The organism is Marinobacter sp. L-46, from assembly GCF_056859535.1.
Map to the genome: position 1 here is coordinate 1 of NZ_JBSXOP010000016.1, position 15,907 is coordinate 15,907.

The window sequence follows — 15,907 nt, forward strand, 5'->3', positions numbered from 1 at the left end:
CAATGGGGGAAAGGGGGAGTTGTGCCTGAATGCCGGAAACTGGCTAAATAATCGCCAACTTCGACCATGACCACTCGGATCTGGCACTACCAGGCTTGGTCTGCGAAGGTTGTTGGAGCACTATGAGAAATCCGGGCTAGCGTTTACGCAGCAGCGCGTCTACCTCCGCAAAGTCCCGGGCCACGAAGCGACCGGTGTCCGGCAATTCACCCTCACGTACCAGCCAGGCGGTTTTCATACCCGCCTGCTCGGCCGCTTCAAGCTCGGCTTCAACGTCCGAGAGAAACAGCACAGAACCCGGCTCGACACCCAGCTCGTCCAGGATGTTACGGTACGACTGCGCTTCTTTCTTACCACCTACGCCGGTATCAAAATACCCAGAGAAAAACGGTGTAAAGTCGCCTTCACTGCTGTGACCAAAAATCAGCTTCTGGGCCTTCACCGAGCCAGAGGAATATACGAACAGCCTCAGGCCCCGATCATGCCAGCGCTGCAGGTAATCCGCCGCATCCGGGTAGATGTCGCCCTTCAACTCGCCGCTGTGATATCCCTGCTCCCAGACCATGCCCTGCAAGGCCTTGAGGGAACCTTCCTTACGGTCCTCGCTGATCCAGCCTTGGAGTACTTCGATGAGAGCTTCCACGTCCTTGCTGTCGACACCGCTTTTCTGCGCCACAATCGCCAGCTGCTCTGCAACCGCCGGCGTGGTGTGGTGATGGGCCCGCACAAACGCCGGCAGGTGTTCACTGGCGTAGGGGAACAGCACTTCGTGTACAAAGGAGATAGAGCTGGTGGTGCCTTCGATGTCGGTCAGAATCACCCGGATCATCAGGCCACCCCCGCCAGGGCTTCGTATCTGGGCAGGGTGGAGGCAATCTCCTCACCGGTGAAGCTGGCCACCCAGCCTTCCGGATTCGTGAACAGGCGAATACAGGTAAATTCCGGCTCCGGGCCCATATCAAACCAGTGGCGGGTGCCATCCGGAACGCTGATCAGGTCATTCTTTTCGCACATCAGGGCATACACCTGATCACCAAAATGCAGGTAGAACAGCCCCTGCCCCCGCACGAAGAACCGCACTTCGTCTTCGCTGTGGGTGTGTTCGTCGAGGAACTTCTGGCGGAAGGCATCCTTGTCCGGATGGTTCGCGGTCAGGCTGACTACGTCGGCGGTCTGGAATCCGCATTCCTGCTTCAGTCGCTCTACCTCGTCTGCGTAGGCTTCCAGAATCTGTTCCTGGGTGGCCGAAGCCGGCAGCTCCCGGGTTGGCCATTGCTCAAAGCGCACACCCTGACTGGCCAGCGTGTTCCGAATCACCTGCGGGTCGGTGGTCACGGTGTGGGCGGTTCGCGGCTGGTTCTGGTGGAAGATGCTCAGGGTGGTCATGGGCGGACCCTCATGGTTTCAAGTTCACATTCAAAGAGAAATTCAAAGGCTTCCACATGACGCAGACAGTCCGCCATGGTGGCGCCCCAGGTATACAGGCCATGGCCACGAATCAGGTATCCGGGCTGTTCCGGATGGGCCCGAAACCATTCGGCGGTCTGTTCCGCCAGGGCCGGGATGTCCTGGGTGTTGTCGAACACCGGTATCGATAGCCGGCCCTCATGGCTGTTTACACCGGCAAAGGCTTTTTGCAGTTCATAGCCTTCCAGCTCCAGCGATTTGCCCGGCCAGATCAGGCGGCTGAGCACGGTGGCCTTCACCGAGTGGGTGTGCAGCACTGCACCCGCATCCGGAAACACCTGATACAACACCGTGTGCAGCAGGGTTTCTGCCGAGGACTTGCAGTTACTCTGGACCGGGTTGCCGTTCAGGTCTACCACCATGACATCACCGGCAGCGAGTTGACCTTTGTGGCGCCCGGACACGGTAATGGCAATGTGATCGCTGTCGATGCGGGCAGAATAGTTGCTGCTGGTGGCCGGCGACCAGCCCCTGTCATACAGGAAGCGCCCGGCATCCACGATGGACTGGGCGGCAATAGCGTATCGGGTCACATCAAACACTGGCATTCTCCGTCTATTACACCAAACCGCTTGATCATGCGGTCAGCGGTAACCGGCGCTGGCGCTTACCGGTCAGTGCAAACAGCGCATTGCCCAGAGCAGGAATAACCGGCGGCACACCCGGCTCGCCCACGCCGGTGGGGGCTTCATCGCTGTCGACAATATCCACCACAACCTCAGGCACCTGGTGCATCTGCAGCAGCCGATAATCGTGGAAGTTGCTCTGCTGGACTTCACCCCTGTTAAAGGTGATTTCGCCAAACAACGCCGCCGTCAGGCCAAACAGGATACCGCCGGAAATCTGGTCTTCCACGATGCGCGGGTTAACCACCTGGCCACAATCCACACTGGCGGTTACCTTGTAAACACGGATCTCGCCGTTCTCGATACCAGCTTCCACCACCTGGGCTACGTAGGTGCCAAAACTCTGGAATAGCGCTATACCGCGCGCCCTGCCTTCCGGGAGCGGCTCGCCCCACTGCGCCCGATCCGCCGCCCGTTCCAGAACCCTGGCGTGGCGCGGCTCTTTGGCCAGCAGTTTTCGGCGGAATTCCAGGGGATCCTGCCCAGCCTCGTGGGCCAGTTCGTCCATAAAGGTTTCAACGGCAAACCCATTGTGGGAGTAGCCGACTGATCGCCACCAGGTAATAGGCACACCGGGGTCGGTATGGGTGTGTCGTACGCTGACATTCGGTACCTGATAGGGATAGCCGATAGCACCTTCTATGGCAGATACATCTTTTGGTGTGGCCAGGCCCTCAACCATCAAACCCACTTTACCGAGGGTGTTGTAGAGAAATTTTGGTGCCCAGGGATACTGGGCCGGCGCAGCATTGCGCACGTACCAGTCCAGAATCTGCGGGCCGACAATCTGGTGGTCCCAGCCAGTGAGGTCAGAACCGTCCAGGCTGGCCGTCATCCGGTGCAGCATGGCCGGGCGCCAAAAACCGTGGCGCATGTCTTCTTCCCGGGACCAGATCAGTTTGACCGGCACCTTCAGCTCATAGGCAACCGCAGCGGCTTCCTCGATGTAATCCTGGGTCAGCCGGCGACCGAATCCGCCACCCAGGAAGGTGGTGTGCACAGTCACGTCATCCGGTGAAAGGTCTGAATTCCGGCAGGCCGCAATGCGCCCGAGATCCGGTGCCTGCGTTGGCGCCCAGATCTCCATGCCGCCATCGTGGTACCAGGCGGTGGCATTCATGGGTTCCATCGGCGCATGGGCCAGGTATGGCTGTTCGTACTCGGCTTCCACCACGCGCCCGGCTTTGCTGATTGCCTCTTCCACATCGCCTTCAGAGCGTTCCTGCTCGCCGGGGTCTTCACTGGCGGCTTTACGATAGCCCTCGAACACATCATCAACCGTGGTATCCAGGGCCTCGGAGAAATCCCACTCCACGCGCACAGCCTGCTGCGCTTTACGGGCCTTCCAGTAACTGCCTGCCACCACGGCGACACCGCGTTCGGTGATAAACGCCGCCTGCACACCAGCCATGGCCAGAATCTCATCGCGGTTAAACGATTGGGCACGGCCTCCGTAGCGAGGGCTGCGGGTCATCACCGCGTACACCATGCCCGGCAGCTCGACATCAATGCCGTAAACCGCGGTGCCCGTGGCCTTGGCCCGGGCGTCCAGTTTGCCGGCCTGCTTGCCGATGTATTTCCATTCCGAACGGGGTTTGAGCGGCACATCGCCCCGAATCACTTCTTTGTCCGCCAGCTCAACCAGCTGACCATAACGCAGGGAATCCACCCCGTTGGGATGAAGCACCCGGCCGTTGTCGGTACGGCAGTTATCGGCATCCACGCCCCAAACCCGGGAGGCGGCCATAACCAGCATCAACCTGGCAGACGCTCCCGCCTCCCGCAGGGGCTGCCAGCTGCTCGCTACGCTGGTACTGCCACCGGTCAATTGCAGGCCGATAAACGGGTTACGGTATTCCGGCGCTACCGGCGCGAACTTCACCTGAATCCGGGCCGGATCCACATCCAGTTCTTCCGCAATCAGGGTCGTCAGGCCGGTATATGTGCCCTGCCCCATTTCAACCCGGGCCAGGGTGAAGGTAATTTCGTCCTGCTTGTTGAGCTCCAGCCAGACATCCGGCGTCCATTCATCGGTTTCCGGCTCGAAGCCGGTTTGTACCGAGGCACAGCCCGGGAGCGACAGGGCCAGTACCAGACTGCCGGAGGCACCGGTGCTGACTTTCATAAAATCACGGCGGTTCATGGTCATATCAGGCGCCCTCCTGCTCGGGCTGATAATGGCCAACACCGCCGGCCACCGATTCCACCGCGGCCACAATGCGGGCGTAGGTGCCGCAGCGGCACAGGTTGCCGGTCATGGCGGCCACGATGTCATCCCGGGAGGGTGAGGGATTATTAGCCAGCAGGTGGGCAGCGGTCATAATCTGGCCAGACTGGCAATAGCCGCACTGGGGAACGCCCTCGCTGATCCAGGCCTGCTGCAGGGGATGCAGATTGCCGCCCTCTGACAGCCCTTCGATGGTGGTAATCTCGGCACCATCCACCAGCTCAATGGCGGTGGAGCAGGAACGGGCCGGCTGGCCATTCACGTGCACAGTGCAGGCGCCACACAGGCCGGCACCACAACCAAACTTGGTGCCTTTCAGTCCCAGTTCATCCCGTATGACCCACAAAAGGGGCGTATCCGAATCTACATCCACCGTGTGCCGGTTTCCATTCACTGTCAGGCTGAACGCCATGAGCCGTTCCTCTAGTTTTTGTGTCGTGGTTTGAAGCAAGCCCGCGGGCTTACTTCACCACTTCCTTACCGTCTTTATTCACCCAGATCTTGCGCTCGCCGGAATCGACCTGGCCATTGGTGTTCCAGACTTCCCGGTTCTGGGTTGCCTCATCCACCTTGCCGTTGTCGTTCCAGATCACCCGGTCTTTACAGCCGGTCAGGGCAAAAAGGCTTGCTAACATCAACACTGCTACAGAACGCTTGGTCATATTACTTTCCTCGTTTGTCACACTGTTCAGGCACCCTAGCGGCTGCCGTGTACTTCCCGGTTATGCTGTTTGTCCCGCTCGCTTTTGCGCACCATCACGTAGACGGCACCGGTGCCACCGTGGTGCTTCTGGGCCGAATGGAACGCCAACACGCTATCCAGCTCCGGCAGCCACTTGGCCAGGTAACTCTTCAGCTGGGCGATCCCGTCCGGATTACGCTCCCCTTTGCCATGCAGGATAATCACCGAACGCAGGCCGTAGCGCACGCAATCGTTAATAAAGGCGAACACTTCCCGCCGGGCCTCTTCTACGGTCATCCGGTGCAGGTCCAGCCGGGCTTCAATGGGATACTGGCCCAGCCGCAACTTGCGGAACACCCCATGCTGAATGCCCGGACGCATCCAGCTCAGTACATCGTGGGCCGTCAACGGCTCCACCATGTCTGAGGTCAGCGGGTTCAGGTCGCGCACCGGGGTCTCTACCGCAGCCTGCTGGCGTGCCAGGTGGCCAGGCGTCAGTTCCCGTGGAACCGCCACTTCCGCTTTGTTGGGTTTACGGATCCGCCGGACATCCTTCATCTCTTCGAGGAAGGCCAGGCGTTCGTCTTTACTGGTCATGACACTAACTGCTTCCGGATTGACAAGTATCAGAACTCTACCACTGCCCGGGGCTACCATAAAGCAGACAACCGACAAGGTTTGCGACGAAAATCGTAAGGTACAACAACGACCTGCTGCACTACACTGCAGAAGGACAACAATAACGAATGAGCGCCGGTAACCCGCCGCGCCACCAGGACCAGGACGAACTCCGCTATGGCCGCAGCAAACCAGGACACCACCCGCCCCCAGAATACCCGCGCGATTATGTCGTTCCTGCGGGAACATGCACCCTTTTCAAGCATGGACGACACCCACCTGGCGCACTTTGCCGAACATGCCACCCTCAGCTTCTACGCGGACGGTGATGTGGTGCTGTCGCCGGAAGACGGGCAGGCCAAGCGATTCTACGTGGTCAAGCAAGGCCGGATCCGGGGCGAGCGCCAGCACAAAACCGAAGAGCGAACCGAAACCACTTTCGAAATCAGCCAGGGCGAATGCTTCCCCCTGGCAGCGCTGGTGGGCGAGCGGCCGACCCGCACCCTGCACCGGGCGGCCGGGGACACCTTCTGCCTTAGCATCGAGAAGAAAGATTTCGTAACCCTGATTTCTGAAAGCGAGCCGTTCCGGGATTTCTGCCTGCGCGGGGTCAGCAGCCTGCTGGAGCAGGTCAACCAGCGCCTGCAATCCAAGGCCATGGCCTCCATCGGCTCCAGTAACAGCCTGGACACCCCGCTGGAACGCTATGCCTTGCGCAATCCAATCGTCTGCTCCCCGGACCTGCCGGTGCGCAAAGCCGTGGCCCGGATGCACGAAAACAACGTGGGCAGCATCATCATTACCGATGACGGCCGCCACCCCACCGGCATCTTTACCCTGCGCGACCTGCGCACCATGGTTGCCGAAGAAAAGGGGCCACTGGACACACCCATCAGCCAGGTAATGACGTCGAATCCCTGCTGCCTGCCGTCAACCGCCGATGCCTTCGAGGCAGCCATGCTGATGGCGGAACATCACTTTGCCCATTTGTGCGTGGTGGACGAAGAACAGCGACTCATCGGTGTGGTCTCCGAGCGGGACCTGTTCTCCCTCCAGCGGGTAGACCTGGTCAACCTGGCCCGCACCATCGGCACCGCTACCCACCTCCGCACCTTGGTGGCCCTGCGCACCGACGTTTCCAGGCTGGTGGATGCCATGCTGGCCCATGGCGCGGACTCCGGCCAGGTGGTCAAGATCATCACCACCCTGAATGATGTCACCGTGCGAAGGGTACTGGAACTGAACCTGAAGAAGAACGATCCGGGCATTCCGTTCACCTGGCTCACCTTCGGCAGCGAAGGCCGGCAGGAGCAGACCCTGCTGACCGACCAGGACAACGGCATCCTGTTCGAGACTCCGAAAGGCATGACCCCGGAACAGGTTCGTGAAAAGCTGCTGCCCTTCGCCCGCAAGGTCAATGATGAGCTGGCTGAGTGCGGCTTCACCCTGTGCAAGGGCAACATCATGGCCAGCAACCCGAAACTGTGCCTGAGCATCGGCGAATGGGACGACTGGTTTATACGCTTTATCGATGCATCGACCCCGCAGAACCTGGTCTATTCGTCGATTTTCCTGGATATGCGCGCCGTCTTCGGCCCGTCGGAACCGCTGCACCGTTTACTGGAAAACGTACTGGCCCGCATCCGCAAGAACGCCCTGTTCCAGAAAATGCTGGCCGGCAACGCCTTGCAGCGCAAACCGCCGCTGACCATGTTCCGCAACTTCCGTTACCTGAACGACGAGAAAAAGCACTCCCTGGACCTGAAACGCCAGGGGCTGGCGCCGTTTGTGGAATCCGTCAGGGTCTTCGCCCTGGCCCACGGCGTTGAAACCGCCAACACACTGGAACGGATTGATGCACTGGCCCGCAAAGATGTGTTCGACGCCAAGGATGCCAATGCCTGGAAAGAAGCCTACAGCCTGATTCAGGCCATCCGCATGCGCGCCCACCAGGAAATGCTCGATAAAGGTGAAGAGCTGACCAACTACATAGATCCGGATGACCTGAACCCGCTGGACAGACGGATACTGCGGGAATCTTTCCGCCAGGCCCAGCGGCTGCAGCAAAAACTGGAAATCACCTACCAACTATAGGCCGGCAACCATGCTCGAACAGATCAAACAATGGCTGGCCCAGCGTCGGGGCGGCGTTACCGGTGACCACGACACCGACAGCCTGCCGGCCCCGAAAACAGCCAGCGACCAGCTGCTGACCCGTTCCCGGCTGGTCGTGCTGGACCTGGAAACCACCGGGCTCAATTTCTCGAAAGACGAAGTCATCGCCATTGGCGCGGTGGCCATCGAAAGCAGCGTCATCCACCTGAATGACCAGTTTGACCTGATTCTGCGCCGTCCGGAGCTGGATATCAGCGAAACCGTGCTGATTCACGGCATCGGGCCAGAAGCCCTGACCCAGGGCCATGAGACCGAAGATGCCCTGCTGCACCTGCTGGAGTGGATGAACGGCGATCCCATCCTGGCCTACCACTCAACGTTCGACCAGAAATTCCTAGAGAAGACCCTGAAAGCCCAACTGGGCTACACCTCTCAGCACCTGTGGATGGATGTGGCGGAGCTGTTACCGGCGTTTTTCCCCCACGCCGAGACCAAGGGGCGCGGGCTGGATAACTGGGCCGACTACTTCAATCTTCAAATTAGTGAACGGCATCACGCTGCGGCAGATGCGATGGTAACGGCCGAATTGACCCTTGCAGCGCTCAATATGGCTCAGAAGAAAGACGTAAAAACCCTGAAAGAACTGGTCGATAAACTGCATTATCAACGCCGTTTACAGCAGATGCACCGACTTTGATTTAGCTCGGCTTATCGTTGATGTCCTTGATCAAATGCAAGGCAAGTTACTGAGACTTAGACTATTTGCCAATATCCTCAAACGCATTGACCGGTAAAGTCGGAGATGACAACAAGTCGGAGAAGTATTACATGAATAATAAATTCTCTTTCCGCACCACCCCAGCAAAAACCCAGCAAAGCTCTACAACAACAATACAGGAGTGATTTTGTATGTCAGGTCATAGCTACGACGCTGAGAACTACTGGAAGGCGAACCTACGCCTTATCTTTGGCAGTCTGATCATATGGGGCCTGTGCTCCTATGGTTTTGCCATCCTGCTACGCCCCATGCTGGCCGACATTGAAGTCGGCGGGACCGACCTCGGTTTCTGGTTTGCCCAGCAAGGCTCGATTCTTACCTTCATTGTTCTGATTTTCTTCTACGCCTGGCGCATGAACAAAATCGACGAACAATTCGGCGTACACGAGGAGTAAGAACTAATGAGCCAATTTGCAATTAACCTATTGTTTGTAGGGGCCTCGTTCCTCCTCTATATCGGCATCGCCATCTGGGCGAAGGCCGGTAGCACCAGCGACTTCTACGTTGCCGGTGGCGGTGTTCACCCGGTAACCAACGGTATGGCTATCGGTGCCGACTGGATGTCTGCGGCATCCTTCATCTCCATGGCGGGCCTGATTGCCGCCGGCGGTTACGCCAACTCCACCTTCCTGATGGGCTGGACCGGCGGTTACGTGCTGCTGGCCATGCTGCTGGCCCCGTACCTGCGGAAGTTCGGCAAGTTCACGGTACCCGAGTTCATCGGTGACCGTTACTACAGCCCCAACGCCCGTCTGGTCGCGGTTATCTGCCTGATCGTAGCATCTGTCACCTACGTTATCGGCCAGATGGCTGGCGCCGGTGTTGCGTTCTCCCGCTTCCTCGAAGTTGAAGCGACCAACGGCCTGATCATCGCAGCCGTGGTTGTATTCATCTACGCGGTACTCGGCGGTATGAAAGGCATCACCTACACCCAGGTAGCCCAGTACTGCGTTCTGATCGTTGCCTACACCATTCCGGCGGTGTTCATCTCCCTGCAACTGACCGGCAACCCGATTCCGGGCCTGGGCATGTTCTCTACCCACACCGAATCCGGCATGCCGCTGCTGGCCAAGCTGAACCAGGTTGTTACCGACCTTGGCTTCCGCGAGTACACCGCAGATGTGGACAACAAACTGAACATGGTTCTGTTTACCCTGTCCCTGATGATCGGTACTGCGGGTCTGCCCCACGTAATCATCCGCTTCTTCACGGTTCCCAAGGTTGCTGACGCGCGCTGGTCCGGCGGCTGGGCCCTGGTCTTCATCGCCCTGCTGTACCTGACTGCGCCGGCTGTCGCGTCCATGGCTCGTCTGAACCTGATGACCACCATCTATCCGGAAGGCACTGCTGCCCAGCCGATCGAATACGATCAGCGTCCGGGCTGGATTGCCACCTGGGAAGAGACCGGTCTGATCACCTACGAGGACAAGAACAACGACGGCCGTATCCAGCTGTATAACGACAAGAACGCTGACTTCGCCGCTACCGCTTCCGAGCGTGGCTGGGAAGGCAACGAAATGGTTGTTAACAACGATATCCTGGTACTGGCCAACCCCGAAATTGCCAACCTGCCGGGCTGGGTAATCGGCCTGATCGCCGCAGGTGGTCTGGCAGCAGCCCTGTCGACTGCAGCGGGCTTGTTGCTGGCAATCTCCTCGGCGGTGAGTCACGACCTGATCAAAGGCCGACTCAACCCGAACATCAGTGAGAAAGGCGAACTGATGGCGGCCCGTATTTCCATGGCGGTTGCCATTGTGGTTGCTACCTGGCTGGGCGCCAACCCTCCGGGCTTCGCAGCCCAGGTGGTAGCGCTGGCATTCGGTATCGCGGCAGCCTCCCTGTTCCCGGCGCTGATGATGGGTATCTTCTCCAAGCGTGTGAACAACGTGGGCGCAACCCTGGGTATGCTGTCCGGTCTGATCTTCACCCTGGCGTATATCTTCATCTACAAAGGCTGGTTCTTCATCCCGGGCACCAACAACCTGGCAGACACGCCTGAAAACTGGGTACTGGGTATCTCCCCGCTGTCCATCGGTGCAGTTGGTGCTGTGGTCAACTTTGCGGTAGCCTTCGCAGTATCCAAAGTGACTGCTGAACCGCCCGTTGAGATCCAGGAACTGGTTGAAAGCGTCCGTTACCCGCGCGGTGCCGGATCTGCACAAGACCATTAAACTGCAAGACAGCCTGAATCATTGCCTGCAATGACAGGTTGATACCGAACGGGCTTCCTCTGTGAGGGAGCCCGTTCTTTTTTGAGGATACCGATTTATGTTCTGGACTTTTGTTGCCACTGTATTCTGCGGACTGGGTGCTGCCGGTATTGCCCTGGGCATTCGTGCCGCCACCGCCAAGCGCGCGCCAAAATGGATTATCCCGGTGTTTGCCGGCGCCGGTATGCTCGGCTACCTGATCTACGGCGAATACACCTGGTATGACCACAAGCGCTCACTGCTGCCGGAAGAGGCCGTTGTGGTAAACACCGAACAGGAAAAGATCTTCTTCCGCCCGTGGACCTTTGTTTTCCCCTACGTAACCGCGTTTTCCACGGTGGATGTAGCCAGCATCAGTAAAGATACCCCGGATTCCAATATCGTCCGGTTTACCCTTTACCGCTTCTCCCAGACCGTTACCGATGCGGTTTCGCACCGGGTTCACCTGATTAACTGCCAGAGCCGCGAGCTGGTACCGCTGGGTTCCGACGGCAGCCCCAGGGTCGACAATATGAAACTGCTGAACCTTCAGGATCCCCTGTACACAACTGTTTGCGGGGCCTGAATAACCAAGACCGGATAGCAACCCAATATGATTAGCGCCTGGCTGCTTGTACTGATTTCGATCTCCTACATCTCCCTGCTGTTCCTGATTGCCTGGGCGGGTGACCGCCACCCCGGGCTTTACCGGAACAGGTTGGCGCGAACCCATGTTTACGGTCTTTCCCTGGCGGTTTACTTCACTTCCTGGACCTTCTACGGCGCTGTCGGCCGCGCCACCCAGGAAGGCTTTGGCTTCCTCCCCATCTATCTGGGGCCCCTGCTGGTTTTCGTGTTCTTTGCGCCCCTGTTACGACGAATCATCTACATCAGCAAGCGCAACAACAGCACATCGATTGCCGACTTCATCGCTTCCCGCTATGGCAAATCACAACTGCTGGCAGCCATGGTGGCAATCTTCGCGCTGATTGGCAGCGTGCCTTACATCGCCCTGCAGCTGAAAGCCATTGCCCTCGGCTTCAACGTACTGTCCAGCACCGGCGATACCTACCAGGAGATCAGTACTGCGGCCTGGAACGATTCGGCCTGGTACATCACCCTTGCCCTGGCCGTGTTCACCGTGCTGTTCGGCACCCGCCACCTGGAGTCTACGGAGCACCACCGGGGCATGATCCAGGCGGTGGCCTTTGAATCCCTGATCAAACTGATCGCCTTTGTCGCTGTCGGCCTGTTCGTCGGGTACGGGCTGTTCAACGGTTTCGGTGACCTGTTTCAGAAGGCCGCCGAGGCGGACCTGATTGGCACCCTGACCACAGACGCTATAGAGGCACCGGCATTCCTCACCCAAACCCTGGTGGCCATGCTGGCGATTATCTGCCTGCCACGACAGTTCCACGTGATGGTGGTTGAAAACACGGACCACCGGGATTTGGAGGTTGCACGCTGGGCTATGCCCATCTACCTGGTGATTGCCAGCGCCTTTGTGATCCCCATCGCCGCCGGCGGCTTGCTGCACGCAGACATGGCCGGAAGTGACCCGGACATCGTTATCCTTCAGCTCCCGATCATGGCTGGCGAGCAATGGCTGGCGGTACTGGCGTTTCTTGGCGGCGGCTCTGCTGCGGCCGCCATGGTGATTGTCTGCTCGGTGGCCATCGCCACCATGGTCAGCAACGAGATCATCATGCCCGGGCTGTTGCGTTTCTTCCGCCCGCGCATGAACCGCCGGACAGATCTCAGCTTCCTGCTCTTGTCCATACGCCGGGCCGCGATCTTTGTGGTGTTACTGACCGCCTATGGTTTCTACCGGATGGCCGGGGCCGATTACAGCCTCACCGCCTTCGGACTGCTCTCGTTTGCCGCTGCTGCCCAGTTCGGCCCGGCCCTGGTTGGCGGCATTCTGTGGCGCCGGGGTAACTACACCGGCGCAGTCTGGGGCCTTGGCCTCGGTTTCCTGATGTGGTGCTACACCCTGCTCCTGCCTGCACTGGCTGCTACCGGCTGGACATCCGCCGGGTTCATCGAAAACGGCCTTTTCGGCTGGCATTGGGCCCGTCCGACCGCCCTGTTTGGCTCTGAACTGGACCAGACCAGCCATGGCATTCTGTGGAGCCTGGGGGTTAACACGGGGACCTACATCTTGCTGTCGCTGGTCACCCGGCAACGTATTCGCGAAAAGATACAAATTGCCGCGTTCTTCCATGAGGCCCAACCAAAAGCGGAAAGCGCCCAGCACCAGAGCTGGCAGGGTGAAATTCTGACCTCTGACCTGCAGGCCCTTACCGACCGCTTCATGGGTGAGGAACGCTCGGAAAGCATCTTCCGGAACTACGAGCGGCGTAACGCCATTCGCCTGTATCCGCACCGGCCTGCCTCATCGCACCTGATGAAGTATATCGAGCGGCAGCTTGCCTCGGTCATCGGTGCCTCGACTGCCCGTGTCGTGTTGGAGTCCACCCTGACCGGTCGCGACATGCAGATCGAAGACGTGGTCAGCATCGTTGATGAAGCCTCCCAGGCCATGACCTTCAGCCGGGAATTGCTGCAATCCGCCATCGAGAACATCAGTCTCGGAGTGTCTGTGGTGAATCACCAGCAACAGCTGGTGGTCTGGAACCACCGCTACCTGGAATTGTTCCATTACCCGAAAGGGTTTGTCCGGGTAGGCCGGCCTGTCGAAGACCTGATGCGTTACAACCTGACCAACGCCAACCTGTCGGCCCGGCGTATCGACGAGATCATAGAAGACCGCTGCAGCGCCATGCGCGATGGCAAGCCCATGTCCTACGAACGTCAACGGCCGGATGGCACAGTGGTCAGGGTAGACGGCAGCCCTATACCCGGCGGTGGTTACGTGACCACCTTCCAGGACATCACTGCCATGCGGCGCACCGAGCAGGCGCTTAAAGAAACCAACATCTATCTGGAGCAACGGGTTCGGGAACGCACCCAGGAATTGCAGGTAATCAACGAGCAGATGCTCAAGGCCAAGTCCGTGGCGGAACAGGCTAACCAGAGCAAGACCCGCTTCCTTGCCTCAGCCAGCCATGACCTCCTACAGCCACTGAACGCTGCCCGGCTGTTTACCTCGGCCCTGTCCGGCAAGATCACCGATGGCGAACCGAAACAGCTGGTGGAACACATTGACAGCTCACTCGGGGCGGCAGAAGAGATCATCAGCACCCTGCTGGATATTTCCAAGTTGGATGCCGGTGCCCTGGAGCCGGATATTACGGTATTCCCGGTGAACGACCTCCTGAAGCACCTGGCTACCGAGTTCTCCGCCATTGCCAAGGATCAGGAACTGGAACTCCACGTAGTGCCCAGCTCGGCCTGGGTACGCTCAGATGCCAAGCTGTTGCGGCGGGTAGTCCAGAATTTCCTGTCCAATGCCATCCGCTATACCGCAAGTGGCAAGATCCTTATGGGCTGTCGGCGCATGAAGGGCTTCCTGCGTATTGAAGTCTGGGATACCGGCCCCGGGATGTCCGAAGAGCAACTCGCCCACATCTTCGAGGAATTCAGGCGCTTCCAGCACGGCCGGGACAAGAAGGGGCTCGGCCTCGGACTGGCCATCGTCGACCGTATCAGTGGCATGCTGGACCACCCGGTAACCGTGCACTCAACCCAGGGCAAAGGCAGTACTTTTGCCGTCACCGTGCCCAGGGCTCCGGCAGAGCAGGTCCATGCCAGTGCCAGCAAGGCAGGCAGCAACTCCAGAAGGGTGTCCAGTCTGGGCGGCCTGAAGGTGCTGTGCATCGATAACGATGCTGCGATCCTTCAGGGAATGGTCGCGCTGCTGAGCAACTGGCAGTGCGAGGTAACCGCCGCGGAAAGTCTGGAAAGCGCCCTGAACAAGCTCGAAGGCCATAAACCGGACATCATCCTGGCGGATTACCAGCTCGATGATAACCGTAACGGGCTCGATGCCATGGACGGCATCAGAGAAGTTCTGGGAGCCGGTATCCCGGGCATTCTGATCACCGGCTACATGGCGCCGGAGGTACGTGAAGATGCGATCAGCCGAGGCTACCAGGTACTTTACAAGCCGGTTAAGCCGGCGGCATTGCGGGCACTGGTGAACAAGCAGCTCAAACAGAAGCGCTGACACTGTACAAGGGAAAAATCAAAAGGGTGTCTCAAATATGACACCAAGGCCCGTTAGTCCACTGTATGTTTTCTGATCTGCTTATATAGTTTCCTCTGAAACCATAAACGGTTAACCACAGAGGGACAGGGAATGCCACGGGGCCACGCGCTTATCATCGAGGACTCTTCAACAGCGCGCATCATTCTTGCGCGCCTGCTCGAGCGTGCGGACATTTCCAGCAAAGCCGTGGCCACAGCCGAAGAGGCCTTTCCGGTTCTTCAATCCGATCACTTTGATGTCATCTTCCTCGATCATATGCTGCCAGGCATGAACGGCTTCCAGGCCCTTGAAAAGCTGAAGAGCCTGCCGGATACCCGTGATATCCCCGTATTCATGTACACCTCCCAGAACGCCGAAAAATACATCGAAGAGGCCCGGGCGCTCGGTGCCGCCGGGGTTATCCGCAAGCAGGTGGACCGTGAGCAGCTGATGCGAACCCTGGACCTGATTCTCTCAGACATCCCGGAACCGGAGCACAGTGAAGCGCTCAGGCTGGCTGTGGAGAACGTCGGACAACCTGTTACCGAAGCTCCGGAACAGGCACAGAGGAAGATCAGCGGACGAATGTCCACCTTGGAGGTGGCTTACGAAGAGCTGGAAGAGCAACTCAGGGAACTCAAACAGCAGCAGGAAGAAAAGCACATCCATCAGGCAGAGCAAAGCAGGCGCCTGAGAAAGAACACACGATGGCTGTCCGCCGCCGTGATAACGCTGGTAATCGCCCTGGCCTGGATAACCAGCCGGCAAGCAGGGCAACTTCAGGCCCACGCAGAACGAACCAGTGACCGCTTTGCGCTGATGCAAAGCATTATGGGTGGTCTGATAGAGCTGATCAGTAAATAGCTCGGCCAGGACGACCTTCTATTATTTTCCCAGACCTGAAATGAAAAAACCCCCGGCAGCAACGCTGTCGGGGGTTTTGGTATTAAGAGCCTGACGATGACCTACTCTCACATGGGCGAACCACACTACCATCGGCGCTGGTCTGTTTCACGTCTGAGTTCGGGATGGGATCAGGTGGTTCCAGACCGCTA

General features: G+C 58.7%; 14 protein-coding genes and 1 rRNA gene. 7 read left to right on the top strand and 8 right to left on the bottom strand.

Annotated features, from left to right (window positions below; translation table 11 throughout):
• Window positions 1–136 precede the first annotated feature (136 nt).
• Genes mtnC through smrA form a run of 7 tightly spaced genes read right to left on the bottom strand, consistent with a single transcriptional unit; the run spans window position 137 to window position 5,599 of the window.
• Complete coding sequence (mtnC, locus tag AC13DJ_RS00780; RefSeq protein WP_022990055.1) at window positions 137–829, bottom strand: acireductone synthase; 693 nt, start codon at window positions 827–829, stop codon at window positions 137–139.
• Window positions 829–1,386: a 1,2-dihydroxy-3-keto-5-methylthiopentene dioxygenase gene (locus tag AC13DJ_RS00785; RefSeq protein WP_474540547.1), complete on the bottom strand. Its 558-nt coding sequence runs from the start codon at window positions 1,384–1,386 to the stop codon at window positions 829–831. Before AC13DJ_RS00785 ends, mtnC begins: the two co-directional genes overlap by 1 nt.
• On the bottom strand, window positions 1,383–2,009 hold the full coding sequence (locus AC13DJ_RS00790) for a methylthioribulose 1-phosphate dehydratase (protein WP_199455893.1): 627 nt from the start codon (window positions 2,007–2,009) through the stop codon (window positions 1,383–1,385). The genes AC13DJ_RS00785 and AC13DJ_RS00790 overlap by 4 nt, the downstream gene beginning before the upstream one ends.
• Window positions 2,010–2,043: 34 nt before the next feature.
• Window positions 2,044–4,242, bottom strand: coding sequence for a xanthine dehydrogenase family protein molybdopterin-binding subunit (locus AC13DJ_RS00795; RefSeq protein WP_482933740.1), 2,199 nt, complete (start codon window positions 4,240–4,242; stop codon window positions 2,044–2,046).
• A 1-nt stretch (window position 4,243) separates the two neighbouring features.
• The gene (locus tag AC13DJ_RS00800; RefSeq protein ID WP_482933741.1) at window positions 4,244–4,732 is read right to left on the bottom strand and encodes a (2Fe-2S)-binding protein; all 489 of its coding nucleotides are present in this window, start codon (window positions 4,730–4,732) and stop codon (window positions 4,244–4,246) included.
• Window positions 4,733–4,781: 49 nt separating this feature from the next.
• Window positions 4,782–4,982 carry a hypothetical protein gene (locus tag AC13DJ_RS00805; RefSeq protein WP_232902292.1) on the bottom strand — a complete coding sequence of 67 codons (201 nt, stop codon included), beginning with the start codon at window positions 4,980–4,982 and terminating at the stop codon, window positions 4,782–4,784.
• Window positions 4,983–5,017: 35 nt separating this feature from the next.
• Window positions 5,018–5,599 (bottom strand): DNA endonuclease SmrA, encoded by a 582-nt coding sequence (gene smrA, locus AC13DJ_RS00810; protein WP_022990049.1) that lies wholly within the window; start codon window positions 5,597–5,599, stop codon window positions 5,018–5,020.
• 198 nt (window positions 5,600–5,797) lie between these two features.
• Here smrA and AC13DJ_RS00815 point away from each other — a divergent pair, with 198 nt between their 5' ends.
• The 7 genes from AC13DJ_RS00815 to AC13DJ_RS00845 all read left to right on the top strand — a co-directional run bounded on the left by AC13DJ_RS00815 (window position 5,798) and on the right by AC13DJ_RS00845 (window position 15,716).
• Window positions 5,798–7,714: a putative nucleotidyltransferase substrate binding domain-containing protein gene (locus tag AC13DJ_RS00815; protein WP_289102054.1), complete on the top strand. Its 1,917-nt coding sequence runs from the start codon at window positions 5,798–5,800 to the stop codon at window positions 7,712–7,714.
• Window positions 7,715–7,724: 10 nt separating this feature from the next.
• Window positions 7,725–8,432: a 3'-5' exonuclease gene (locus AC13DJ_RS00820; protein ID WP_474540543.1), complete on the top strand. Its 708-nt coding sequence runs from the start codon at window positions 7,725–7,727 to the stop codon at window positions 8,430–8,432.
• Window positions 8,433–8,644: 212 nt separating this feature from the next.
• A complete protein-coding gene (locus tag AC13DJ_RS00825; RefSeq protein WP_474540542.1) occupies window positions 8,645–8,908 on the top strand; it encodes a DUF4212 domain-containing protein in 264 nt (87 codons plus the stop codon).
• 6 nt (window positions 8,909–8,914) lie between these two features.
• Window positions 8,915–10,684: a sodium:solute symporter family protein gene (locus AC13DJ_RS00830; protein ID WP_482936965.1), complete on the top strand. Its 1,770-nt coding sequence runs from the start codon at window positions 8,915–8,917 to the stop codon at window positions 10,682–10,684.
• A 97-nt stretch (window positions 10,685–10,781) separates the two neighbouring features.
• A complete protein-coding gene (locus AC13DJ_RS00835) occupies window positions 10,782–11,288 on the top strand; it encodes a hypothetical protein (protein WP_232902287.1) in 507 nt (168 codons plus the stop codon).
• Window positions 11,289–11,315: 27 nt separating this feature from the next.
• Window positions 11,316–14,831 (top strand): PAS domain-containing hybrid sensor histidine kinase/response regulator, encoded by a 3,516-nt coding sequence (locus AC13DJ_RS00840; protein WP_482933743.1) that lies wholly within the window; start codon window positions 11,316–11,318, stop codon window positions 14,829–14,831.
• Between the two features lie 132 nt (window positions 14,832–14,963).
• Window positions 14,964–15,716: a response regulator gene (locus tag AC13DJ_RS00845; RefSeq protein ID WP_482933744.1), complete on the top strand. Its 753-nt coding sequence runs from the start codon at window positions 14,964–14,966 to the stop codon at window positions 15,714–15,716.
• 88 nt (window positions 15,717–15,804) lie between these two features.
• Here the strand turns inward: AC13DJ_RS00845 and rrf are convergent.
• Window positions 15,805–15,907 (bottom strand): 5S ribosomal RNA (gene rrf, locus AC13DJ_RS00850); the annotation flags it as partial.